This window comes from uncultured Nostoc sp. (assembly GCF_964247315.1).
In the GTDB taxonomy this organism is placed as follows: domain Bacteria; phylum Cyanobacteriota; class Cyanobacteriia; order Cyanobacteriales; family Nostocaceae; genus Nostoc.
Map to the genome: position 1 here is coordinate 1 of NZ_CAXTTT010000114.1, position 24,276 is coordinate 24,276.

General features: G+C 41.6%; 16 protein-coding genes, 1 tRNA gene and 3 pseudogenes. 8 read left to right on the plus strand and 12 right to left on the minus strand.

Going from position 1 to position 24,276, the window contains the following annotated elements; all coding sequences use genetic code 11:
• Positions 1-208 precede the first annotated feature (208 nt).
• The 3 pseudogenes from ACFE93_RS26960 to ACFE93_RS26970 all read right to left on the minus strand — a co-directional run.
• A pseudogene (locus ACFE93_RS26960) lies at positions 209-751 on the minus strand (ABC transporter permease subunit); the annotation flags it as partial.
• A pseudogene (locus ACFE93_RS26965) lies at positions 747-1,118 on the minus strand (phosphate ABC transporter substrate-binding protein PstS); the annotation flags it as partial. The pseudogenes ACFE93_RS26965 and ACFE93_RS26960, both read right to left, overlap by 5 nt.
• A gap of 62 nt (positions 1,119-1,180) precedes the next feature.
• Positions 1,181-2,206 (minus strand): annotated as a pseudogene (locus ACFE93_RS26970) (transposase).
• Between the two features lie 648 nt (positions 2,207-2,854).
• Here ACFE93_RS26970 and ACFE93_RS26975 point away from each other — a divergent pair.
• Together ACFE93_RS26975 and lspA are read left to right on the plus strand one after the other, a co-directional pair.
• Positions 2,855-3,442, plus strand: coding sequence for a biotin transporter BioY (locus tag ACFE93_RS26975; RefSeq protein ID WP_375477931.1), 588 nt, complete (start codon positions 2,855-2,857; stop codon positions 3,440-3,442).
• Between the two features lie 94 nt (positions 3,443-3,536).
• Positions 3,537-4,013: a signal peptidase II gene (lspA, locus tag ACFE93_RS26980; protein WP_375477933.1), complete on the plus strand. Its 477-nt coding sequence runs from the start codon at positions 3,537-3,539 to the stop codon at positions 4,011-4,013.
• 208 nt (positions 4,014-4,221) lie between these two features.
• Here lspA and ACFE93_RS26985 read toward each other — a convergent pair whose 3' ends face one another.
• Positions 4,222-4,896, minus strand: a complete 675-nt coding sequence (locus ACFE93_RS26985) for a hypothetical protein (protein WP_375477935.1) — start codon at positions 4,894-4,896, stop codon at positions 4,222-4,224.
• A 434-nt stretch (positions 4,897-5,330) separates the two neighbouring features.
• Between ACFE93_RS26985 and ACFE93_RS26990 the strand changes: the two genes are divergently transcribed.
• Entirely contained in the window at positions 5,331-7,601 is a 2,271-nt protein-coding gene (locus tag ACFE93_RS26990) for a transglycosylase domain-containing protein (protein WP_375477937.1), read from the plus strand.
• A gap of 116 nt (positions 7,602-7,717) precedes the next feature.
• Complete coding sequence (locus ACFE93_RS26995) at positions 7,718-8,023, plus strand: four helix bundle protein (RefSeq protein ID WP_375477939.1); 306 nt, start codon at positions 7,718-7,720, stop codon at positions 8,021-8,023.
• Between the two features lie 42 nt (positions 8,024-8,065).
• On the opposite strand, the gene ACFE93_RS27000 is transcribed toward ACFE93_RS26995, so the two are convergent.
• Positions 8,066-9,493, minus strand: a complete 1,428-nt coding sequence (locus ACFE93_RS27000; protein WP_375477941.1) for a DUF4335 domain-containing protein — start codon at positions 9,491-9,493, stop codon at positions 8,066-8,068.
• The gene (locus ACFE93_RS27005) at positions 9,490-10,116 is read right to left on the minus strand and encodes a DUF3038 domain-containing protein (RefSeq protein WP_375477944.1); all 627 of its coding nucleotides are present in this window, start codon (positions 10,114-10,116) and stop codon (positions 9,490-9,492) included. Before ACFE93_RS27005 ends, ACFE93_RS27000 begins: the two co-directional genes overlap by 4 nt.
• Positions 10,117-10,515: 399 nt before the next feature.
• Here ACFE93_RS27005 and ACFE93_RS27010 point away from each other — a divergent pair, with 399 nt between their 5' ends.
• The gene (locus tag ACFE93_RS27010) at positions 10,516-11,034 is read left to right on the plus strand and encodes an adenine phosphoribosyltransferase (protein ID WP_375477946.1); all 519 of its coding nucleotides are present in this window, start codon (positions 10,516-10,518) and stop codon (positions 11,032-11,034) included.
• Positions 11,035-11,174: 140 nt separating this feature from the next.
• A complete protein-coding gene (locus ACFE93_RS27015; RefSeq protein ID WP_375477948.1) occupies positions 11,175-12,221 on the plus strand; it encodes an ABC transporter permease in 1,047 nt (348 codons plus the stop codon).
• A gap of 266 nt (positions 12,222-12,487) precedes the next feature.
• Here ACFE93_RS27015 and ACFE93_RS27020 read toward each other — a convergent pair.
• The 3 genes from ACFE93_RS27020 to ACFE93_RS27030 all read right to left on the minus strand — a co-directional run bounded on the left by ACFE93_RS27020 (position 12,488) and on the right by ACFE93_RS27030 (position 17,387).
• Positions 12,488-12,558, minus strand: a tRNA-Gly gene (locus tag ACFE93_RS27020).
• Between the two features lie 50 nt (positions 12,559-12,608).
• The gene (locus ACFE93_RS27025) at positions 12,609-13,799 is read right to left on the minus strand and encodes a hypothetical protein (protein ID WP_375477950.1); all 1,191 of its coding nucleotides are present in this window, start codon (positions 13,797-13,799) and stop codon (positions 12,609-12,611) included.
• 69 nt (positions 13,800-13,868) lie between these two features.
• Entirely contained in the window at positions 13,869-17,387 is a 3,519-nt protein-coding gene (locus ACFE93_RS27030; RefSeq protein ID WP_375477952.1) for a response regulator, read from the minus strand.
• 1,029 nt (positions 17,388-18,416) lie between these two features.
• Between ACFE93_RS27030 and ACFE93_RS27035 the strand changes: the two genes are divergently transcribed.
• Together ACFE93_RS27035 and ACFE93_RS27040 are read left to right on the plus strand one after the other, a co-directional pair.
• Positions 18,417-19,055, plus strand: coding sequence for a GNAT family N-acetyltransferase (locus ACFE93_RS27035; protein ID WP_375477954.1), 639 nt, complete (start codon positions 18,417-18,419; stop codon positions 19,053-19,055).
• Between the two features lie 891 nt (positions 19,056-19,946).
• Positions 19,947-20,501: a hypothetical protein gene (locus tag ACFE93_RS27040; RefSeq protein ID WP_375477957.1), complete on the plus strand. Its 555-nt coding sequence runs from the start codon at positions 19,947-19,949 to the stop codon at positions 20,499-20,501.
• Between the two features lie 8 nt (positions 20,502-20,509).
• On the opposite strand, the gene ACFE93_RS27045 is transcribed toward ACFE93_RS27040, so the two are convergent.
• The 3 genes from ACFE93_RS27045 to gor all read right to left on the minus strand — a co-directional run bounded on the left by ACFE93_RS27045 (position 20,510) and on the right by gor (position 23,867).
• A complete protein-coding gene (locus ACFE93_RS27045; protein WP_375477963.1) occupies positions 20,510-21,658 on the minus strand; it encodes a histidinol-phosphate transaminase in 1,149 nt (382 codons plus the stop codon).
• Between the two features lie 105 nt (positions 21,659-21,763).
• Complete coding sequence (locus ACFE93_RS27050; protein ID WP_375477959.1) at positions 21,764-22,399, minus strand: YqiA/YcfP family alpha/beta fold hydrolase; 636 nt, start codon at positions 22,397-22,399, stop codon at positions 21,764-21,766.
• A gap of 91 nt (positions 22,400-22,490) precedes the next feature.
• Positions 22,491-23,867 carry a glutathione-disulfide reductase gene (gor, locus tag ACFE93_RS27055; RefSeq protein ID WP_375477961.1) on the minus strand — a complete coding sequence of 459 codons (1,377 nt, stop codon included), beginning with the start codon at positions 23,865-23,867 and terminating at the stop codon, positions 22,491-22,493.
• Positions 23,868-24,276 lie beyond the last annotated feature (409 nt).

Sequence of the window (24,276 nt, forward strand, 5' to 3'; positions counted from 1 at the left end):
TCTCCACGCTCTCCGGCGACTGATTCCTCTTAAATTTTTGAATTTGGAATTGCTGAAATCGGCGAAGGTAGTACGAGTTGAAGGGTCAATAACTGCTAAAATCAGTGACCCAAAAACCAAAGATAGGATAATCATTCCAAGAACTGCTTCTTTAGAAAGAGACTTTGGTATCATATTTGGAGCTTAAACAAGTTATAAAAAAAAAGGTTTAGACAGGGTTCAAGGTTTTAAATAAAACTAAATCTTGTCTTAACCTTTTACCACAACCAGAAGGGCCGATAAAAGCAGTCACCTGATTTTTCGGTATATCTATCAATACCAAAATTAAAGATGCTGCCCAAGCTAGAGATTGCCAATTTTTAAACGGAGAAATGGCGTATTTGTAAACCAAGACAGCCAGAGAAGCTGTTGGTTGGAATAAACCATCTGGTCAAAAGTTAGAAAATAGAGCAGTAAATAGCAAAGGTGCGGTTTCTCCAGATGCTCTGGCGATCGCTAGGGTTGCCCCGGTTACAATAGCTGGTAAAGCTGCTGGTAAGACTACTTGACTCACCGTTTGAAAGTTAGTCGCTCCCAACCCTACAGATGCTTGTCGCAAATCTTGCGATACTAACTGCAAGGCTTCATCAGTAGTTCGCAGAATAATTGGCAACATTAAAATTGCCAGTGCAAACCCTCCAGCTAGAGCTGAATACGATCCTAAGTTCAACTTTACCATTGTCAAAACTACAATCCCATAGGCAAATACCACTGGCGACAGAAATTTTATACTCTGGGCTGATTTGGTCAGCAGCAGCAGCCACCTTTGTGATCACATTTGGTGGTAGAGGAACATATCCTAATGCACTAGCCTGCTTCTGCCCATCAGTTAAAGCGTATTCGATCGCAACTTCAATCGCCTTGGCTTTTGCCGCATTGGGATATTTCTTGTAAGCCAAAATCCAGGTGTAAGTGACGATGGGATAGGAATCAGCCCCTTCGGGCTCGGAAATGAAAGAGCGGAGATTTGCAGGTAGAGGTACTGATTCGAGAGTTTTAGAAGCTGACTCTTCACTAACTACAACAAACTTACCGCCTTTGTTTTCCAAAGCAGCAAACTTGAGACTATTTTGTTTGATAAAACGTGGTCTTATAAAAGATTTTAGGACTTACGCATTGACAAAAAGAGTAGCCCATGTAATCAAGCAGTACAAGCACTGGTCAAATTATCTAAAATGTATTCACGTACAACTAAAGTGAATAGGTTTCTTTGTAATTCATACCAATTGGAAATTATTTTTTCAGAACGCATTTTTTCCAAGCGAACAAATGCTTGAAGTCAACAAAATATATGTGTTTTGATTGCATGGCTATCTCTAACCAGGAATCGACAAATCCCGCACAACTGTTTGATCGCTCTATGAAAACTTTCAATTCCCCAATGGGTATCATGAATTGTGACAAATTCACTTCTTGTGACCTGCTTGAGAGAATCATCATCTGGGAAATATAAGATGTAGTGTCTAGAGTCCTCTTTTTTGAAGTCTTTCCTAAACAACTTGATAAATCCAAATCCTCTCAAATGAGTGCTCAACCCTTCGTCTAGAATATCCAGACTGCTGACTTGGCAATACTTACCAGGCTCATCCGAGACAGTTCTGTTTTTCTCAATTCCGAATATAAAACCCAATTTCTGGTTTTTTAGAAATTTCAAATTTTCTACTCCTGAGTACCAACTATCTCCTGTCACTAACTTGGGTTGCAAACCCCAACTAGTTACTTCTACTAACATTTCTTGGAAATAATCGTTTTTTGTTTTCTCATTTTTTTTGTCATAGATTCTGTAGTTTATTGGAACTGAGTTTCCCTGACTATCGCTGTAATACAGCGTTATTAAATTTAACCCTTTAATCGTTTTATGATGTTTACCTGACCAAAACTATCCAATTAGTTCTGCATCTTTTGGATTGCTATACAACTTTTCTAATACTGTGTCGTCAACGCTTAAAATTCCGCCGTTCACATTGATTATGCTCGTCACCATGTCGAACAAATCTTTCGGTTCGTACCTCTCCCTGAGCAAAAAGCGATTTACACTATCATGCGATACATTTCCCAATATCTCTGCTAATCTACAGCATCCTCCATGCTTTGGTTCTGATAGTAAAAACAGGGTGTATTGTTCCAGATTGCATTGTGCTGTCGAAGGTTTGCTGATTTCTCTAATTGCCCGATACCTGTGTGTAGACGACTCTCGTTTCTCAATGCATTATTTTATCACTCTGTCAATGCGTAAGCCCTAGATTTATAAATTTGGAAGATTATGAAAAATTGTTTCTGCTTACCAGCCGAAGCAGACCTGAAGCAAATAACTAAACAGTTTTATCTAAGTAAGTGGGCGTAAATAATTAAAGTTTTGTGTAATGGCTGTAGGCGCTTGACGATGGGCCAATTTAATTAATTTTACATTGCTTAAGATTGTTTGATTTATTTTTGCCCACTTAACATAGGCAGCAGATTGCCTATGTATGGAGAGTAAGCAGAGCAATCGCCTAAAAAAAGTGGATTAAGGAAATATTATTTATTTTGCAGCCAATTTAGGAAATGTTGTGAAAAACTAGTACAAATACTAAGTTCAATGATATCGACTCTACCATATTTTAGGTTAAATACCAGAATTAAAACAAACATCAGTCAATAAAATCAGACAATAGACACCTAAGCAGCAATTGGCAGAACTGAAAAATTACATACCAAAAAGGCAAAAGAAAATATGTTACTTGTTAAGATGTCAACACAAACTTTATTATCAATATTAATGAATATACGACTTGCTGTTGGTTTTGCCTTTTGCTTTTCTTTGGTTGCCTGATAAATGTTTGCTGCTTCCAATCAATTACTATGGTCTATGATTGGCTTACTCCTGACAATGGGTGGTACCTTCTTAGAAGTTTATGGCATCACCTTACCTTGGACTTGGAGTCAGCACGGAATTCAGACTTTTCCTTTAGGTGTCACTTTTCAAATTGGCGCAGTGTTGTTGGTGGGTTGTTTAGGGGGCAAAAATGCGGGTGCGCTTTCGCAAATTGCCTATTTAGTTATGGGGTTAACCTTATTACCAGTATTTGCCGATGGCGGCGGTATTGGTTATGTCAAGCTATCTTGGTTTGGCTATCTACTAGGCTTTATTCCTGGAGCTTGGATTTGTGGCTTAGTTGCCTTTAAAGCCAGACCTCGACTAGAAACTCTTGCCTTTAGTTGCGTCTGTGGCTTGTTAACTCTTCACATCTGCGGTATTACTTATTTGATTATTAGCTATCTTTTTCAGTGGAAAGGCACAGAAAATCTATCCTTGATGCAAGCAATCCTTAGATACTCCTGGTTTGCACTACCAGGTCAACTAACTGTGGTCTGTGCAGTTACTGTAATAGCATATATATTGCGTCACTTAATGTTTTATTAGTTCATTGTTATTTGTCCTTTGTCATTTGTCAAAAGCTCATGACCAATGACCAATGACTAATGACCAATGACCAATGACCAATGACTAATTTGCCATGCGTTTAAAAAATCGTCTTTTCTGGATCGCTGCCTTCATCGCTTTTTTCTTAGACCAAATAACAAAGTATTGGGTAGTACAAAGCTTAAGCTTGGGGCAGACAGTACCACTCTTACGTGAGATATTTCACTTCACCTATGTCACTAACACTGGTGCGGCTTTTAGTCTGTTAAGTGGGAAAGTAGAGTGGTTACGCTGGCTATCTTTAGGAGTGAGTTTAGTCTTGATAGGGTTGGCATTAATTGGCCCAACATTAAATTTGTGGGATCAGTTAGGCTATGGCTTAATTTTAGGTGGAGCTATGGGCAACGGTATCGATCGTTTTGTTTTAGGCTACGTCGTTGATTTTCTTGATTTTCGCTTAATTAACTTTGCTGTATTTAATGTGGCAGATTCATTTATTAGTATCGGTATTGTTTGCCTGTTAATTGCTTCTTTGCAAAAAACACCAACTCCAACTGGCAGATCCCATTAAACTATTAAGCCTGGGATGATTAATCCCAGGCTATTGACTTAGTGAAACCCTTGCTCAGTCTTATATGCGAAGACTTTACGTATAAGGTTTTATCAATTTTTATTTGTCATCTGACACCAGTTTGCATAACTGGTGCAAGAGTTAAAGAAAGATGCACCAAAGATTACTGATGGCAAACCATTATTTAGATTATGCCCCAGCTTTTAATTTAATTACCTGTGGTAGGAGTTTTTGGCAAACTAGAGCCGGGAGTACTGGGAGAACTACCGGGTTCGATACTGCTGCCAGGAGTGCCAGGAGTGCCAGGTTGTTCAGGTGTGGTTGAGTTTCCTGGTTCGGTAGTGCTACCAGGAGTGCCAGGTTGTTCAGGTGTGGTTGGAGTAACGCTTCCTGGTACTGGAGTTAAGTTGCTAGGTGCGCCTTCAGGTGTGGTTGGAGTAACGCTATCTGGTGCTGGAGTTAAGTTGCTAGGTGCGCCTTCAGGTGTGGTTGGAGTAACGCTTCCTGGTGTTGGAGTGGTTTCAGGAGTGCCACCTTCAGGACGCGTGGTTCCTGGTGTAGTGGTTCCTGGTGTAGTTGTACTATCAGGAGTGGTGGTGCTATCTGGCGTTGTTGTTTCTGCTGGTGCTGTAGTGCTACCAGGAGCGCTAGGCGCAGGAGCGCTAGGGGTGACTGCTGTACCGCCGGAACAGCGCGAGTTGAGCGGAAAATGCTCGCACAGAATTTTCATACCTTCTGGCGACATCTTGATTTCCGTTGGTGTGCTAGTGGAGTCGCTACTAGACTGGGCTATGGGGGATTTACTGGATTCGGCTACAGCAATATTAGTGGTAAGTGCCAAAGATAAAGCTGTACCAATCAGGGTCAGAGATTTTCCCAACATTACTGTAATTAACCTCAACGGAACACTCGCCCTATTAAAACAGATAACTAAGATTTAGAAAATCTTCCTAAATGAAGATATTTAGGTTTGTTTTAATATATGTGGATATGTAAAATTGGTAAAATTTAAATCAGTGGTTTATTTATAACTAGTCTTAAAAAATACAAAAAAAATATTATGGTTCTAGTTATATAACTATTAATACTAGCTTAGATAAGCCTTTGAGAAGGGATAAAAAATTTTACCTTCAATAAATAAGTGACTAAAATCACAAATCAGTTCTAACTTTAATTTATATTAAAGTATAAATTAGTTTAGAAAGTTCCGTATAGGCAATTTATGCTTTGGCTTATGAGTAAAATGATGAAAGACTAACATCTAAATTAATTGTAATTCGCCCGATTCTTCATTAAAAACTGTGATGTGAATAGCCGATGAGTTCTCCCCAACCCCCTCACAAGCCACAAACGTTACTAGGTCAGCTGACTCAAGCAGTACATACGATTCAAGCTAGGGTCGATTTTTCTAAATTAGCGCTCAAGCCTAATGCCAAAGTACCAGAACTTTGGGTGCAGGATGCGGGGGCGGATAAAGCAGAGGTATATCCACTCTTGGGCGATCGCTATATTCTCGGTCGTAGCTCCAAATCCAGCGATATCGTCATCCGTAACCCTGTTGTCAGCCAAATTCACCTGTCACTATCGCGGAATTCTACTCAGCGCACACCAGTTTTCACGATCAAAGACGAAAACTCCACCAATGGCATTTATCGGGGCAAGCGTCGTGTTAGCTCCCTAGAACTGCGTCACGGCGATATTCTGACTCTGGGGCCCCCAGAACTCGCTGCTTCTGTACGGTTGCAATATGTCGATCCACCAGCATGGTATGTCAAAGCTGCAAGTTGGACAGCTTATGGTGTTGGTGGTGTCAGTGCCCTGTTAACGTTAGTGATTGGCGTTGAATGGCTGAAATTTACAGTCAAACCTCTACCGACAGCGACACGTGCCCCAGTCGTTGTTTACGCGCGTGATGGAGCCACTCCCTTGAGAGAACCTCGGACAATCTCTCATGTTGACATGAAGCGATTAGAGGAATTTGGCCCTTATTTGCCTGCTGCGGTAGTGGCTTCAGAAGATAGTCGTTATTACTGGCACTTTGGGGTTGATCCTCTGGGGATTTTACGAGCTGTGTTGATTAATAGCCGCACCGGAGATGTGCAACAAGGAGCCAGCACTGTAACCCAGCAAGTTGCCCGCAGTTTGTTCCGCGAGTATGTAGGTAGACAAGATACCCTTGGCCGCAAATTGCGGGAGGCAGTTGTCGCCCTAAAGCTTGAAACATTTTACAGCAAAGATGATATTTTGTTGATGTACTTAAATCGGGTTTTTTTGGGAGGAGACACCTCTGGCTTTGAGGATGCAGCTCGATATTACTTTGAGAAGCCAGCTAAAGAATTAACTTTGGCAGAAGCAGCAACATTGGTAGGAATTTTGCCTGCTCCCAACGCTTTCGATTTTTGTGGTGATGGGCCAAATAAGCTAGAAGCAGCTGAATACCGAAATCGCGTAATTAAGCGGTTGCTGGAGATGGGCAAAATTAAACCAGAGGATGCGAACCGAGCTAGACGCTCCACTGTCCAAATTAGTCCTAAAGTCTGCGAACAGCAAGCTAAAACGATCGCACCTTATTTTTACAGTTACGTCTTCTCTGAACTCGAATCAATTTTGGGGGAGGGAGCTGCAAGAGAGGGAAACTATATCATTGAAACCAAGCTCGATCTAGGTATACAGAAACAAGCAGAAGCAGCGTTAAATAATTCGGTCAACAACTCTGGTAGAAGTTTTAATTTTTCTCAAGGGGCATTAGTCACTCTTGACTCTAGTACAGGCAGTATTCTCGCAATGGTAGGCGGGACTGATTACAAAAAAAGTCAGTTCAATCGTGCTGTTCAAGCCAAAAGACAACCAGGTTCCACCTTCAAAATCTTTGCTTACACTGCCGCTATTCAACAGGGAATTTCGCCATCAAAGAGTTATTCCTGCGCCCCTCTAACTTGGCAAGGCTTTACTTATAAACCCTGTCGTGCTGGTGCTGACACTAGCTTCGATATTGCTACTGGGCTAGCGCTTTCAGAAAATCCTATCGCTTTGCGAGTTGCTAAAGAAGTCGGGCTAGATAAAGTTGTGGCAATGGCGCAGCGTTTGGGGATAAAATCAAACCTTGATCCGGTTCCTGGCTTAGTACTGGGTCAAAGTGTAGTTAATGTTTTGGAAATGACTGGTGCTTTTGGCGCTATTGGCAATCGTGGTGTGTCGAATCCTCCCCATGCCATTAACCGAATTTTAGACAGTGGTGATTGCAGCGATCGCAAAGATATCAAAACCTGTCGTGTAATCTACTCCTTTGACCAAGATCCAGGTGCCAATAAACGAGTGTTGACAACTAATGTCGCCGATGAAATGACTAGTTTGATGCGTGGTGTAATCGCAAGAGGTACTGGTCGTAGTGCTGCCATTGGATTAGGTGAAGCTGGAAAAACTGGCACGACTGATAAAAACGTTGACTTGTGGTTTATTGGTTTTATCCCCAGTCAGCGACTTGTAACTGGCGTTTGGCTGGGAAACGACAATAATTCCCCGACATCTGGTAGCAGTGCTCAAGCAGCTCAATTATGGGGGAATTATATGCGGAGAATTACACGGTAATTGGGCATTGGGCATTGAGAATTAGGAACATTGATCAATAAATGATCGATGGACTTTTGTGAGAAGACCTGATTTTGAGGGCTTAGAAGTTTATCAACTTGTCCCAAAGCTAGCTAATGAAATTTGGCGTATTGCTAAAGGATGGGACAATTTCACTAATACACTGGGCAAGCAAATTATTCGGTCTGCTGATAGTATGTTGTGCGAACATCGCAGAAGGTAGAAGTAGGTACAACAACCAAGACAATCGATGTTTTGTCAAGATTGCGAGAGGATCTTTGTATGAAACTATCAGCTGGTTGAGGTTAGCCTATGCCAGACAGTTATTGACAAATGAACAGGTAAGTAGATTTCAACCAATTCTTGATGAACTATTACCCAAGCTCAATGTTTATCTAAAATCTATAGGGAATAGGGAATAGCAACTTAATTCTCTTGCCCCATGCCCCATACCCCATACCCAATTACTGATATCCCTGCCAAGGAGTGACTTCGAGCTTGCCGTTAGGCTTGAATATCACTTGGAAGTGGGCTAGAGGTTCTTTGTCATTGGGAGGAGCTACATTAGAACCATAGACAGCGTTAAACATCTTAGGAAGAGGTGTTTCTCGGAAATAATCAAAGGCGACTTGATTGAGTGGTTCATAGTCAGCAATTACACCATCTTTGTTGACTGCTACCCGATATTTCAAATCTCGCGTAAAGGTGGGAGTGCCACTCCAAGTTTGGCGAACTGTATTGTAAAGCTTTTGATTTAAACCTTTAGTGATATTAAAGTCAGTAATTTTTGTACCGACTACCTCTGGTGTTTTAGCATATCCTCGCCAAGGGCTAACTTGCAGCACACCATTTGTAGTAAACACTATTCGGAATTGAGCAATTGGTTCATTGGAAATGGGAGCGCGGTTAGCAGGATTGTAAAGTAGGTTAGGCAGAGGAGTTTGCCCGACTCCTTGATTGGCCTCTTTATTCACCGCTTTATAACCAACGATCGCTCCATCCGCAGCTACACCCAAACGATAGACCAAATCCTGTTGCAATCCTGAGCGTTTAGTCCAAGCTGGATGGATTTGGTTATACACTTGACGATTCAATGCACGCAGCTGAGATGGGTCGGTAATTTCTGGAACTGTATTTAAAAGTGCTTCTAAATCTTTAACTGCTGGCTTTTCATTAACTGTGGATGGTGTTGGTGTTACCGCCGCGATAGGTGTTGCAGCCGCTGATGCTGGAGGATTAAGGCTCTTTGTTGTAGAGCTAGTTTGCTCATCTGGCTTAGGCTGCGGTAGACGTATTTGGGGAGGTGGAATCAAGTTAAATGCGATCGCTGCTACTGCTAAACTCGATACTCCCACAGCAGCAGGAACAGCCTGCCTAATTACAGCCTGACTAGCACCGCCATAGCGTCTAGTAACTGGTTGTAGTTCTAGGGATAACTCTGGTAAAGTCTGGGTATCAGCAAAAAACTGATCCACTGCTTCTACCAAATCAAACAACTGCACCGTATTCAAATCTATTTCAATCGGCGGACGTTTAGAATTATTAGAGTGATCGAACCCCTCTGGAGCGTTTTCTGAATGTATGATTAACCTGTGAAGGTTGCCGTCAATTTTTTGAAACTCTACTAGCTCCGATTCTTGGTTGTGTGCTTGCGGATTGGGTATAGTACTCAGAAATTCTTGAGCGTAACCACTAACAGCCCTCACCAAACTTTCAAAAAATTCTCGCCCTCCCGTTAGGGGTTGATTGTAACCAGATAAATAGCATTCTGCATTTACCAATATTGATAATTCTGGGCGCATTTCTTGGAACTGTGCAGCCCTAGTGACATCACTTAACCCTTCTAAAAGAAGAGTACAATTAGGTAGACTGTACTTACGTTGAATATTCATTCCACTTCACCGTCAAAAAGACTAATCCAGAACCGCTGCATTCCAGCAGTACCAGTACAAAATAGTAATTGTCCTAACAAATTTACTGCTAGCGCATCTAATTTTTCATCAGAAGTTAATGCTAGTACACCAGAACGTCGAGCATTCATTCGGCTTTTAAAATGCGCTCTAAACCGCTCTAGGTAATTAGATAGCCGCAAATTCTGTTCTAATGGAATCTGTTTTTCTTCCATTTGTTGACATATCATTAATAACTGGCGGATGACAACAGTTAAACGCCGTGCTATATAGCAAGCAATAACCACCAAAGCTTTTGCTTCCATAATAGTTAAGGGACGGCGTATATGCGCTCTTCGTAGCGGGTTAGAGCTACGCATCCGCCATAAATTCACCCTGTCTTTAACAATTCCTTTAAGATCCAACTCTTGAGCAAAAGCCAGGATTGCTTCCGAACCACCAAGCTCTAAAGCTTCAATTGCCAGTAAAATTAGGTCAATTTGCAGCCTGGTTCTGCGAGGACACGTTTTAGAAGCGATCGCAGGATCTGGTAAAGTGTCCAGAATCATCGGCAGTGAGTCTTGGGTTGGACTGTTGAACGGCGTTAAACTTGCTGAGACATTCATTCTATAAATACCTTGTGCGGTTCCAACAGACTAGATAAAACAAATTTAAGATCGGTAGCCAAGACTTGAGCCTTAGACTTGTGGCAGTAGCATGACTACCTGATATATACATTACTTAACTCTTTCTACTCAAAGTTTTCCCTATATTGAAATCAAAATTTTAAAACATAACTAAATTCACCTCATTTATTAGTGAAATACCTTTTATAGCTTGGTTTAGATTCTAATTATCGTCAATGAAAGGCGAAGTTTCAGCCTCGACCCCCAGCGTATGACATTATAGTGTACGATTTTTCAGGTATCTGAAATTGGGCATTGGGCATTGGGCATTGCTTATTAATTTATCTACCTCATTCCCCATGCCCCATTCCCCATTGCCTACTCCCCATTTCCCATTTTATGGATTTAAAGTCTCTCATTCGTGACATCCCAGATTTCCCGAAACCCGGAATTTTATTTCGAGATATTACTACGTTACTGCGCGATCCAGAGGGATTGCGTTACACTATTGACTTTTTAACACAAAAATGCAATGAAGCTGGAATAACAGTTGATTATGTCATTAGTATGGAGTCGAGGGGATTCATTTTTGGTTCACCTCTGGCTTATAAATTAGGAGCTGGTTTTATTCCCATCCGCAAAAAAGGGAAGTTACCAGCAGCCGTTCACTCAATTGAATATCAACTAGAGTATGGTACAGACTGCCTAGAAGTGCATCAAGACGCTTTACATCAAGGTAGCCGAGTTTTGATTGTGGACGATTTGATTGCCACAGGTGGAACTGCAAGTGCCACAGCCAAATTGGTGCAGAAAATTGGCTGCGAACTAGTAGGGTTTGGGTTTATTATCGAGCTACGGGATTTACAAGGGCGTACACATTTACCGGATGTGCCGATTATCTCTTTAGTTGAATATTAGTCATTTGTCCTTTCTCATTAGTCATTAGTCATTGGTTAATAGCAAAACAACTGGCAAATGACGAAGGACAAAGGACAAATGACATAGACGCGCCAGTGGCTTCCCGCAGGGTAGGACAAAGGACAAAGGACAAAAGACAAATGACATCTGCGAAAATTTCCTTGGAGACAAGTCGGGATTGGCTAATTGAGCTAGTCACGAGCGAAACTTTTGTTTATGTGGCAAAGCGGCTATTGCAGGCACTGCTAACTTTGTTGTTGGCGTCAGCGTTGTCGTTTTTCATCATTCAATTCGCTCCTGGTGATTATGTAGATACGCTACGGCAAAACCCGAAAATATCTCCTGAAAGAATTGAGGAAATCAAGCGGCAGTTTGGTTTAGATAAGTCTTGGCCAGAGCAATTTGGGCTATGGCTATGGCGAATCTTAACCAAAGGAGATTTTGGCACGAGTTTTATTTATCAACGTTCAGTAGCATCGCTGTTGTGGGAACGAGTACCAGCGACATTGCTATTAGCGATCGCATCTTTAATTGTCACATGGGCGATCGCCATCCCTCTAGGGATCTTTGCCGCTGTTAAACAAAATAAGCCAGCAGACCGGATTTTACAGGTGATTAGTTACGCTGGACAAGGCTTTCCCAGTTTCATCACTGCCTTAGCGCTGCTGGTTTTAGCCCAAATCACCTCCCCGTTGTTCCCAGTAGGTAGCATGACTAGCATCAATCACTCAGAACTGTCGTGGTTTGGCAGAATCTTAGATATCGGCTGGCACATGATTTTACCCACAATCGCACTCTCAATTACTAGTTTTGCTGGTTTGCAACGCATCACTCGCGGTGAATTATTGGATGTTCTGCGTCAAGATTACATCCAAACCGCTCGTGCCAAAGGTTTGCCAGAAAACCGCGTCATCTACGTTCATGCACTCCGTAACGCCATAAATCCTTTAATCACCTTATTAGGTTTTGAATTAGCTGGTTTATTAAATGGTGCCTTCATCGCCGAATTTTTCTTCAACTGGCCCGGTTTAGGGAGGTTGACTCTACAGGCTTTACAAGCTCAAGATTTATATTTATTAATGGCAAGCTTGGTGATGGGCGCAGTGTTGTTGATTGTTGGCAATTTAATCGCCGACTTGATGCTTAAAGCAGCCGATCCACGCATTCGCCTAGAAAATCTCAATTAGCAGCAATTCTAAAATCCAAAAAATTAAAACGTATTGGACGGTTTCCAGAGTAACTGCCAACTATAAAATAAGCAATAAGTAGAAAGCCAAAGTGCGGATGACGTTGAAGAAAGTGTTCTTGATTCCTTCATCCCTTCTTGAATTTGGTTACTCTGAGTCTCAAGCTACTTCTGTATACTGCAAAATTTATAATCGCTGTTTAACTAGTTGTTTTACCAAGATTTAGACTTAGTTTTTGCACTCGTATATTTAAGAGTTTTTTTCTAAGCGGGCGGCGGGAATCGAACCCGCATTAATAGCTTGGAAGGCTATAGTTTTACCACTAAACTACGCCCGCAAATTCCCAACCCTATAAACTTAACACAGTTTTTGCCAAAATTCAAGTATTTAGTTGGAATTGGCAGGTTGGATTTTGATCCTGACATATAGATTGCTCAATTCTGGTTTTGTGCCATCGTTATTATGAGCAGCAATAAAGTTTTCTGTTTTGAAAACTTCGCTCAGGACTTGCTCATATATAGTTTTTTCACTTTGCAGTGTTGCTGGTTCTATTTCTAGAACTACAGCCTGTTGAAAGTTGCCATTCTGATCGATTATTAAGCTTGCCAAGAGTTGTGCTGGCTCAACTCCCGAATTGGGAACAAGAAAACTTGGGTCTAATTGTTTTGTGTTGCTTCCTCTGTATAAAGCGATAACGTCTGGTAAAGAATCTTGTCGGAATCCTCCTGATTGTATCAAGCTAATCACTTCATTTTTAGATAAGGGAGCTACTATTGCTACCGATGCTCCCCCAGTTGAAGTTGCTGGAGTTTCTCTAGTCGAAGTTGCTGGAGTTTCTCTAGTCGAAGTTGCTGGAGTTTCCCTAGTTGAAGTTTCTGGAGTTTCCCCAATCGAAGTTGCTGAAGTTTCCCTAGTTGAAGTTGTTGGAGTTTCTCTATTTTCAGGTTCTGAAACTGGTCGATTTGATGGAATACCTGTTGGTAGTTGCGTTCCCTTTCCCAGTTTAATTTCTTGACGACGGTTCCAAGGTAAATTACCGATTGGAACTGTAGGTGTCGGTGTGACTTTAGGTGTAGGTGTCGGTATGATTTTAGCTATAGGTTTCGGTGTGGCTTTAGGTGTAGGTTTCGGTGTTGGTGTGGGAACTATCTGTTGTCTAGAGGGTTTGCTATTAGGTTGAGAAGCGGAAATTCGGCTCTTTTTCTGGAAATTATCAGGGGAATTTATTGCGCCAAAATATTCATTTTTAGGCGTAGTTCGTGCTGTTTGTGATGAACGTGTTGGTACAGACTTTTGAGTTGAGGATAGTGGCTTTGACGAAACTATTTTGGCTGTTGATTTTGATTTGATTATTGATTTGGTTTTAGGAGCAATGTCTATCAATTCAATGGGAACAGCAGATTGATTTTGCTGGGGAAACCACAGACTAAATGCATTAGATGAGCGCATCAGCCAGAACACCAGCAAGTGTAGAGAGACTGAACTGACAACAAAAAAAATCCACAAACCTGGTGGATCGGTATGTCGTCTCCAGACCTTGGCTGGAATTGGAGTTTTGTCTGCAACCGATGGTGTCATATTATATAAACTGGATATCGATTATGCACTTTTACTCATTGGTAATGCTTTAAAATACCAGTCTAAATTTTAGCGATTAACCATTACCTCTGGTGAAACAGCGAAAGTCAAAACTGTTTCATCTACTCCTTTAAGTTCTAGCGGACTACCTTTAGTAATTTCTCCTTCCTGTAAATAATCTGCTACGGCAGCAGAAACCAGGATTGTACCGGGAACAGCGGCAGCTTGCAACCTTGCAGCAATATTTACACTTGGGCCAATAGCAGTATAATCGGCACGTTCAGCGCTACCAAACATCCCGACAACAGCAGTACCTTGGTGAATACCGCACCGGAACTGTACGCTAGTAAGTTTGTCGCTATCGAATACACCTTGCTCTCGCCAGCGCTGGTTTAAGTCAGCCAGTGAGCGGTGCATTGCTCTTGCTGTATTAATCGCACGACGTACTTGTTCGTTAGGGGTTAGTTCTTCCGGCGCTCCATATAAAGCTAAGATAGCATCTCCCATAAATTTATCTACAGTGCCGCCATTGCTAAAGACAACTTTAGTCATGGCTTCCAAATATTCATTTAACAACTCTGCAACTCGTCGGGATCTGAGAGTATTTGCTAGCTGTGTAAAACCCACAATATCGCTAAACAAAACTGTAATTAAGCGTGGTTCTGGGCGCAAATCTAACGTTAAATCTCCGGTTGCGGCTTTTTGCACCAATACAGCAGGCAAAAAGCGCTTTAGCACCGATTCTGTTAGATAAGTATTTAACTCCACAATTCGCCGTTCATTTTCTTTCAACGCTAAAAGATTTCGAACTTCCGCCAAAAGTTCCCGATCGTTAAATGGTTTTGCTAAATAAGCGTCCGCACCATGTTCTGTACCTTCGATGCGGGTTTCTTCATCTACTTTCGCTGTCAGCAGAATGATTGGTGTTCCTTTCAACGTCTCCTCATTGCGGATCATCTGAATCATCTCAAGTCCGCTCACTAAGGGCATCATTAAGTCAGTCACAATCAAACTGGGTATAATTTCCTTAGCTTTACTGTGCCCTTCATGACCGTTACGAGCCGTCTTGACATGATAGCCATTACGGCGGAAAATTTCGGATACATAGGTTCGCAAATCGGGGTTGTCATCTACAACTAAAATTGAGTGCTGAGTCTTAAGTGCTGAGTCTTTAGTCTCAACACTGGGGGAGAGGTTTATTGTAATATCTTCAATATTGTCTGTTGTTGACTCTACTAGTTCTAAATCAGCCAATTCTACGCTAGCGCGGCTCGTATTTAGTTCGATAGGTGTCTCTAGTATTTGCTGTGCAGGTAAATGAGCATTTCCAGTCACCAGCCATAAACTAAAGGTAGTACCTTCACCATAAACTGATTCCACAGTGACTTGACCACCATGTAATTCTACTAATTCTTTAACCAAAGCTAAACCCAAACCACTACCTTCATAGGAGCGATTTGCTGAACCTTCAGCTTGGCGAAAGCGCTCAAATAGGTGAGGAATTTGTTCTTTAACAATGCCAATTCCAGTATCTTGTACTTGCAAGATGCAATGATCGCGCTCAGATTTTAGTCGAACACCAATCGTGCCACCTTCGGGAGTAAACTTCATGGCATTTGACAAGAGATTATAAACCACCTTGTCAAATTTTTCCATGTCCAAGTACACCGTCGAACATTCATCTAACTGGGTAACGAGATGCAGTTTCTTTTTCTCGCAGTAGGGACGAAAAGATTCCACTATTTGGCTGACAAATTCGACTAAATCGCAAGGATGGAAGCTAGGCTGCATTCTCCCGGCATTCAGGCGTTGTAAATCCAGGAGTTGATTTACCAGTCGCAGCAGACGGCGGGAGTTACGTAGGGCGATCGCACATTGGGAGTAAGATAATCCCTCACCAGCCGCCACCGCCGACTCTAAAGGCCCTTGAATCAAGGTAATCGGTGTGCGAAACTCATGGGAAATATTTTGGAAAAATTCAGTTTTTTGTTTGTCTAATTCCAGTAAGCGTTCAGCTTGTTGGCGAGTTTTTTGATACAAGTGTGACTGCTGCACAGCGATCGCGGCTTGCGCTGCAACTGCTTTGGCCAAATCGATATCAGATGGCAACCATTGGCGGACTTTTTTTCCTTCATGCAAGGTAATACTACCAATACATTTACCATCAGCTAATAACGGCACAAACATTAGCGATCGCGCTGGCATTTTTAAAGGCAAATCAAAACCCCGCACATCAGAGGGAAAATGACTCACATTACCAATTACCACAGGTTCATGTGTCTGTAGCATTTGTTGGAGGATGGGATTCTCCCGAATAGATGCTTGAGAATAGGGTAATCTCTGAGTTGATAGGTGATTATTGCTACTTAATCTATTTTCTAGGGCTGGTGATCTAAAATTTTCTAGATGTTGAAAACTGTCATACAAGCCCACACACTCAACAAACTCATCTTCCTCTGTCCATAAAGACAAGACGCAGCCATCAACTTGTAAAGCTTGTCCTAATTGCTGGGTAATTGCCGCAAAAATATCTTGAGGATCTAAGCTAGAGCGAATCGCGCTAGTAATTGTATTAATCAAGCTCTCTCGCTTGGCAAGGGCACGTACTTGTTCGTAAGCATAAGCTTGAGATAAAGCTAAGGCTGCCTGATCCGCTACCATCAACACTAACTGCACCTCATCATCTCCCCAAAAGCGAGGCAGAGAACACTGGTGTAGTGCTAGCACTGCCATCAGTTCTTGTTGGCAGATCAATGGCACAACTAAACTAGAACAAATGTTAGCAGCAGCAAAAGCTTGCCCACGTTCGCGTAGTTCGGGAGTGTTACCGTGAATGCGCTGATCATCGATCGCATCGTGAATCACCTGAACTTCGCGGGTTTCCCACACCGTCTGAGCCAAAAGAGGAGCAGAGGAGGCGGGCAGAGATGAAAGACCTACTGCTAGTTCCCCTTCGTTCTCCTGCACCTCTGCTTCTTCAGAAAGAGGCTTCTGATAAATAAACCCTTTATCCGCCAACTGCTCATCTTGGAAGGGACGCAACAGACAGACATCCACTTCCAACATGTGACCCACTGTATCTACAATTGCTTGCAAAATTTGTCTGTAGTCTAAAGCACTGCGAATCGTATTGGTAACGGTATTCAGCAGCGATTCTTGACGGAGTGTGCGGGTAAGTTCGCGGGTTCTGGCTTTGAGAACATTATGGGTATCCAAAGCTTGGCGTACCACTGCTTTGAGTTCCTCCGCCTCCCACGGTTTAGTGACATATTTAAATACCTTACCAGCGTTGATTGCTTCCACCAAGTCTTCAACATCGGTGTAGCCAGTTAAAATAATCCGGATAATATCTGGATATTGAGTTGCTGTCAGGCTCAAAAATTCTGTACCGCTCATCATTGGCATCCGCTGATCGGAGATGATCACGGCGATCTCTCCCTCTTGAGCCAGCAGATCGAGGGCCGCAGGGCCAGAGGTTGCCCTTAGCACCTTATAATCACGATAGAAAGTGCGGTAAAGCAAGTCAAGGTTGTCTGGTTCATCATCGACAACCAAAATTTTAGGCTTACTGTTTGCTTGGGATTTCATGCACCGCTTTCCTGCTGCAACGGCAGTCGGATAAAGAATAATCTGATCAGGTAAGGATTTTTCTGAGTCAGGTAAGAGCAGAGCATTTCGACCAATAAGGCTGTTTGGCTACATGACTGCTGAGTGTAGGAGCGTTTACTCACAGTAATTCGTCTCAATTGCTTGTACCAATTACCGTTTGCGTTGGTGCAGTGTAATTGCTTTCATTGTCAGTTTTAGTTTTATAGAGTCGACACTTGCTTGCCAAATCCTTTTTCACCTCCTGTGAGCAATGTCTGATAATACATACAGCGCTCATAGCCAGCTGAAAAATCCAGATAAAGCTGCATATTAAGTTTTCCCTCTGTAGCTGTTGTAATAACACTTGTAGGTAAATTTTATTTATGGTAGTCATGGTAGAGTCAGCCAAATTAGAACAATTAAGATTTAAAGCCAAAGTATACTATTAGACAAATACCTCTTTCTAATTTAGCAATCAGAACTATCATTAAGACAAGTGGTAGTCGTTGAGGAGTTAAAGATTAGGGATTAGAGAACCTTGCAGATTCTTGTCCCAGTACCTGTACAGCCTATTTGAATGACTTGGTAGCAAAGTAGTGTCAGTGTAGCGGCAACTGCAAAAACAAGTTCAGTATTGCAAGCAAGGGTGGTTTGAAACCAAAGTTTGCCAATAGTGTACTTACTTAACAATTTCGGAGATGCTGCTTACGGACAAGTTATGCTATTCCTCTGCCCACTCATTCAAAGCTCTATCACTTTACAGATGCTTTTGTGGCAATCAGTTTGATATTCTGGCTACCTAAAACAAGGGATGCAATGAATCTACTGAATTTAAGGTTATAGATTTATGAAGTTGTAACTCCTAATACTCTTTCAAAAATGCAGATTATAAAACTCCAAACTAAAGTGTAAAAATTTGTTTAATCGATAAGCAAAAGTGAATTAGCAATACTGGTTCAGTTAAATCTCCGGGCAACTCTAAAGTTCTGATTTAGTTTAAATCTTGTTTTAGGATATTTGAGAAAATTTTTGTTGAATAAAATCAATACTAAACTAGCCTTGAAATATCGGTTTTTTCACCCATACCACCAACAACCAATCGATCCAGCTTCCTACCAATTCCAAATTCGTACAGCTACATCGGCTGATTTGAATGGTGTTGCCCAAATTATTACTGAAAGCTTTCACTCCCACAATGGTATATGGGGATGGGCTTTCCCGTTGCTACGTCTGGGTATTTACGAAGACTTAAGGCATCGGATGGCATCACCCACGCCCCGTCATATTTGCTTAGTTGCCCTTGAATCTACTACTGGTGAGGCTAATAACTTAGTGGGAAGTGTGGAACTGGGTGTACGTTATAGTAGTGATTCATGGAGCCAAGTTGGTGTAGGTTTTCCTTACTTATCTAATTTAGCGGTTCACCCAAAATACCGTAGATATGGTGTGGCTTCAGGATTGCTTACTAGCTGTGAAAAAGTCTCTCGCGAGTGGGGATTTCAAGACTTATATCTCCATGTTTTAGAAAATAACCATCAAGCAAGGCAGCTTTATTTCAAGCTAGGATATCGAGTGCATAAAGTCGAATCGAACTGGAATACATTTCTTCTAAGACGCTCAAGCCAGATGTTATTGCACAAGCACCTGAGTGCTGATTCCATTATCTGAATTTTGTTTTGGCAATTGTCAAGTTTTGTGTTCCATTCCAATTAATTCGATAAAATCTATAACTTATAGCGGCAATCAAACACAAACTAAGTTAAACCACGTCTACCTTGAGAATTATAATTCTTTTGATTTAGAGAAAGCTCAAAACTCAAGCTAGGATCAAAAAATATATTTTTCTTAAGAACTCCAGCTTTTCAAATAGATGAGGTTTAATTATAAATCTAGCCAATCTTAGCTAAATATCCATAGAAATCCGCTTTAATTTGGAGGACTTATTTGGTTTAGCAGGCAAGAGTTAACGATAAAGAAGGCTCTTTCAGTTATACTGAGTTTTTTCACACAATCAAATAGGAGTCCTATAGATCAAAACTAAAATATGTTTATTAATCTCCGAAACGAGTAAATAGCTTTTGAATTTTTTTTTCAAAAGAATATTTGATTTAAAATTTTTACAAAAAATCCCCTCGTCCGTATGAACAAATTATCTTTTTGGTAAATATTTTTAATATTAAAAAATGTTAAGTTTATCTTTTGGTATTTATGGTTAACAATTTTTTTAAAGGATTCGATATAGATGAAAATGGACTATACTAGGAACATACGCGAAATCGCACTGAAAGAAATCATTATTTCCTCATAATAACTTTGTAATTTATATATTCATCTTTATAAAAACTTTAAGAAAACATTAGTATAGTTTACAGACAAATCTAGTTATATATCTTAAAATATAATCACTCAACTACAGAAACAACGCCTTTCTATTGCTATTTTTAGTTGGATTGACCAGAAAATCTTGATAATAAAAAATTCAAAAACTTGATTTGATATAACAGTTAATTCCGTTTTGAAGTGCATACTACAACAACATTCATTAAAAGTTTAAAAAACATGGATAGCGAACAGCATCGACGCTATCAGACCTCTATGGTATCAACTTATTACCCTGAAACAACTTTCCTTGACTCTGTTGTCATGTCAGATGGAACTGAGCAATCGCAAGGCTCGGATATCCTTACACGTTTGCACAGTGGAGAAGTTTTCATTGTCAATAGTCGTAGGCGAAATGGATTAATACTCTTTAAACGCTACCATGCAGAGTTTGCTGGGCCTGGGGCTGCTGTGGGTGGGGATTACGATTGTGATTGCCAAAGGGCACTGCCTATAGGTAATCTTTCTTTATTAACTCCTGAATCTAATGAAGAACGCCAGAAGGCTTACTTGATTAGGCGACAGTGGATTCGATTGATCAAACAAATTACAGAAAACCCACTGCCTGGGCAGCGAGTCCAGAAAATTCTCGATCAATTTGAACAATACTTTCCACCAGAAATAGTGGCTCTTTTGCCGGATGTTGCTTTTGCTCTTTTAGTGGGTGTGCTACCACAAACAGTGGGAGTAGTACGCCGTTTGGGCAATGAGGTAAATAGCAGGTTTAATTACTGAGTAAATTGCTAAGATGACAAATTGGCCAAAGCAGCTTTTACTCGATTAACGGTGCGGGCGTTTTCTTCTATCGTTCCGACAGTAATTCGCAATCCTCCGCTAATGTATCGCACAAGAGTGCCCAGTGTTCTAAGTTTCTGGTAGAAGGTTTTTAAAGCAGCTTCTTGTGAATTAAAGCCATTTGGCTTAAGACGCAGGTAAATAAAGTTGGCAGTACTTGGAGTAATTTGTAGTTCTGGTTGCTGGGATAAAATTTCGATGAGTTTGGTTCGTTCACTCAGGGTTTGGGGAATTGATTCCAGCAAGAGTGTACGATTTTGTAAAGCAACTAATGCTGCTGCTATGGAAAAACTGGGGAGATTATAGGGTAAGCGAACTTTTTCTAAGATGGCGATCGCTTCGAGATGAGCGACGCAATAACCTATACGGAGAGATGCCAATCGGAAAGCTTTAGAAAAAGTGCGTAAGATTACCCAATTAGGACGCTGTGCTAATTCACCTACTAAGGTAGTTTGGCTGAATTCAAAGTAAGCTTCATCAATTACTACCAAAATATGCTCTGGCAAACTTCTTAACCATGTCAACTCTGCCTCAGTTAAACTGTTGGCAGTCGGCGAATTAGGATGTACTACGAAAACTACGCGAATCGGGGGATTTTGAGTTTGTTCGATCGCAGACTGTGCAGCGCTTATGTCAATTTCAAAATTTGTTTCATTTCTCGCCACCGCCACTACAGGAATCCCTAAAGTTTGTGCCAAAATTCCGTACATTGAGAAAGTAGGATTGGCAACGAGAATTGACCCTTCTCCTCCTAGACAGGTGGCGATTAATAAAGAGCGGATAATTTCATCTGAACCATTACCAACAGAAATATTGGCAGCAGTAAACAACGATGATGAGAGGGCGGCTGATTGATTGACGTACTCGGCGATCGCATTCTTAAGTGTTTCATGTCCGCCATCTGGATAACGATTTGTTTCAATTACTTGCCGATACGTCCACGCCAACTTCTCTTTTAACTCAAGTGGTAAATCGTAGGGGCTTTCATTTGTATCTAACCGATCGAACTGTGTGGCGACAGAATCGGCTGTATTGCTGCTAGGATGAGGTTTATAGGCGGTGAATTGTGCTAAATCTGACCGGATGAAGGGAAGCATAGTTTTAGTCATTAGTCATTGGTCATTAGTCATTGGTCATTAGTAACTAACAAAGGACAAATGACTAAGGACATTAGTTATGTGTGAGTCTAATATTTTACAACTTCAAGGTAATTGGCAAAAGAGGCGAATTGCTAGCCAAATTTCTTCCATAACATTACCCAAGGCGTGGTCACTGTCGAGTTCGATTAACTCCACCCAAGGACGCAATCGCGCAAAGTCACGACTAGCTTCAATCGGAATGACTTCATCCTTTTTGCCATGCAAAATCAGTGTGGAGACAGGGCGTTGCAAAAGCTTTTCTTGGTATTGAGCAGCATCTGTAACGAAATCGTAACTTAAGGAAAGCGATCGCTGTTCTCCATAGTGGTAGACCATGATATATTTTTCTTGCTGCCAACACTGTACTTCTTCATCCCCTAGTTTGGGCAACCAATGGGATAAAAACCCAAAAGCTGGTGCTAGCAAAACTAAGCGTTGCACTTGTAAATTTTGTTGTCCCAAATGGGCAGCGGTCAAACCACCCAAACTTGAGCCAATAAGGGTTACTGGTGTAGAATCATTGCTGAATTCTGCGGCAACTTCAGCGAGCTGACGAGTAATTGTCAATTGGGAAAAATCGCCAGCATTGAGATCGGGAATTTTCAACTTTGTCTGAATTTGAGTAAAGCGATCGCCTATATCCCGCGCTTTAGCAGATTTAGGGCTGGAAGCGAAGCCGTGAAGATATATGTAGTGCAATGTTAATAGTTAGGAGTTAGGAGTGAAGAGTTAGGAGTTGTAAGTTTTAAGTTATGAGTTTCTTTCTTCAACTCATAACCCATAACTCTTATTACCGCATTGTGACAAATTCCTCTGCGGATGAGGGATGAATACCCACAGTGGCATCAAAGTCTTTTTTAGTTGCGCCCATCTTGAGTGCGATCGCCACACCTTGGATAATTTCAGCTGCACTTTCACCTACCATGTGAGCACCTAGAACTTTGTCGGTGTTGCTATCAACCACCAACTTCATCATTGTCTTCTCTTGCTTACCAGTCAAACTATGGTACATGGGGCGGAAGCGAGTGTGAAAAATTTTGACGGCATCACCGAGTTTTTCTCGTGCGTCGGCTTCTGTCCAGCCGACTGTTGCGGCTTCTGGGTTAGAAAATATGGCTGTGGGCACAGTTTCGTGACTGAATTCGCGGTGATTATCCCCAAATTCACTATCGGCAAAGGCGCGACCTTCGCCAATAGCTACAGGAGTTAAATTGATTCGGTCGGTGACATCGCCAACAGCAAAGATATTCGGTTGACTAGTTTGACTATATTCATTGACTGCGATCGCACTTGTGGTAGGGTATCCAGGCCCTTCAATAGAACTAGCAACAACCTCAACTCCGGCGTTTTCTAAACCTAATCCATCTACATTGGGGGTTCGACCGGTCGCTACTAAAAACACATCAGCAATTAGTGGTTCTTGGTCGTCTCCTGATAAAGTCAGTTTCAACCCTTCTGGGACGCGTTCAATTACTTTCACCACATTATTCTTAATCAAGCGAATTCCGTGGTTCGTCATACCCTCTTCAATTTCTATGCGGACATCTTCATCAAACCCATTCAAAATCTTTTCACCTCTAGTAATTTGTGTCACCTCAGAACCCAAACCGCGCATAATACAAGCAAATTCCGTGCCGATATAACCAGCGCCAATAATGACGATGTGTTTTGGTTGTTCTTTTAAATGAAAGATTTCGTCGGAGGTAATACCATGTTCCATCCCTGGTAAATCTGGCTTGACGGGACGCCCACCAACAGCAATTAAAATTTTGTCTGCTGTAACTTTACGTCCATCAACTTCTACAGTGTGGGGGTCTACTAATGTGGCGCGACCGGAAAATAGTTCTACTCCAGCTTTTTCCAAGAAGCTTATGTGTAGTTGCGACAGTCGCCGAACTTCCTTATCTATAGATGTAATGAAATATTCCCAGTCCAATTCCGCATTACCCACTTTCCAGCCATAGCCTGAAGCTTCACTGAATAGTGCAGGAAAGTGAGAGCCATAAACCATGAGTTTTTTGGGAATGCAACCGCGAATTACACAAGTCCCACCAACTAAATCATATTCAGCGATCGCCACTTTTGCGCCGTAGCTAGCCGCTCGTTTAGAAGCCGCCAAACCTCCAGAACCCGCACCAATTACAAACAGGTCGTAATCAAAAGTCATAAGTTTATGTTCTCTTTCGCAACAAGTTAGTTCCTGGGAACTTACACACAGAACGTGATTGAACTATATAAGGATATCCCGTGAACGCTGTGTAAGTCCTGTCCTTGATTTAATCTAGCGTTAGCAGATGCTATCTGGTCGTAGGGAATATCACTTTTTGCTTTGGCGGCGGCTGTAAAGGCAGTAGTTAAGAGTTGTTATAGTTCTGCCCGTGGTCGAGCATAAGTCTGTGCTACTGCATTAGAGCAGCTAAGTTCTACAGGACTTACGCAAAATTATGACAAAACTTACTGCCTTCGGCATTCGCAGAGCATTTTTTACCCCATTAGCAATCTTTATGTACTTGGAGAGTCCGTTGGGGTTACAGGTGTTGGATTTGTTGGGGTTACAGGTGTTGGATTTGTTGGGG

Excerpts from the sequence above, each read along its gene's own strand:
- ACFE93_RS26975 (WP_375477931.1), top strand. The coding sequence starts at position 2,855 with ATGTTTGCTGCTTCCAATCAATTACTATGGTCTATGATTGGCTTACTC.
- lspA (WP_375477933.1), top strand. The coding sequence starts at position 3,537 with ATGCGTTTAAAAAATCGTCTTTTCTGGATCGCTGCCTTCATCGCTTTT.
- ACFE93_RS26985 (WP_375477935.1), bottom strand. The coding sequence starts at position 4,896 with ATGTTGGGAAAATCTCTGACCCTGATTGGTACAGCTTTATCTTTGGCA.
- ACFE93_RS26990 (WP_375477937.1), top strand. The coding sequence starts at position 5,331 with ATGAGTTCTCCCCAACCCCCTCACAAGCCACAAACGTTACTAGGTCAG.
- ACFE93_RS26995 (WP_375477939.1), top strand. The coding sequence starts at position 7,718 with ATGAAATTTGGCGTATTGCTAAAGGATGGGACAATTTCACTAATACAC.
- ACFE93_RS27000 (WP_375477941.1), bottom strand. The coding sequence starts at position 9,493 with ATGAATATTCAACGTAAGTACAGTCTACCTAATTGTACTCTTCTTTTA.
- ACFE93_RS27005 (WP_375477944.1), bottom strand. The coding sequence starts at position 10,116 with ATGAATGTCTCAGCAAGTTTAACGCCGTTCAACAGTCCAACCCAAGAC.
- ACFE93_RS27010 (WP_375477946.1), top strand. The coding sequence starts at position 10,516 with ATGGATTTAAAGTCTCTCATTCGTGACATCCCAGATTTCCCGAAACCC.
- ACFE93_RS27015 (WP_375477948.1), top strand. The coding sequence starts at position 11,175 with ATGACATCTGCGAAAATTTCCTTGGAGACAAGTCGGGATTGGCTAATT.
- ACFE93_RS27025 (WP_375477950.1), bottom strand. The coding sequence starts at position 13,799 with ATGACACCATCGGTTGCAGACAAAACTCCAATTCCAGCCAAGGTCTGG.
- ACFE93_RS27030 (WP_375477952.1), bottom strand. The coding sequence starts at position 17,387 with ATGAAATCCCAAGCAAACAGTAAGCCTAAAATTTTGGTTGTCGATGAT.
- ACFE93_RS27040 (WP_375477957.1), top strand. The coding sequence starts at position 19,947 with ATGGATAGCGAACAGCATCGACGCTATCAGACCTCTATGGTATCAACT.
- ACFE93_RS27045 (WP_375477963.1), bottom strand. The coding sequence starts at position 21,658 with ATGCTTCCCTTCATCCGGTCAGATTTAGCACAATTCACCGCCTATAAA.
- gor (WP_375477961.1), bottom strand. The coding sequence starts at position 23,867 with ATGACTTTTGATTACGACCTGTTTGTAATTGGTGCGGGTTCTGGAGGT.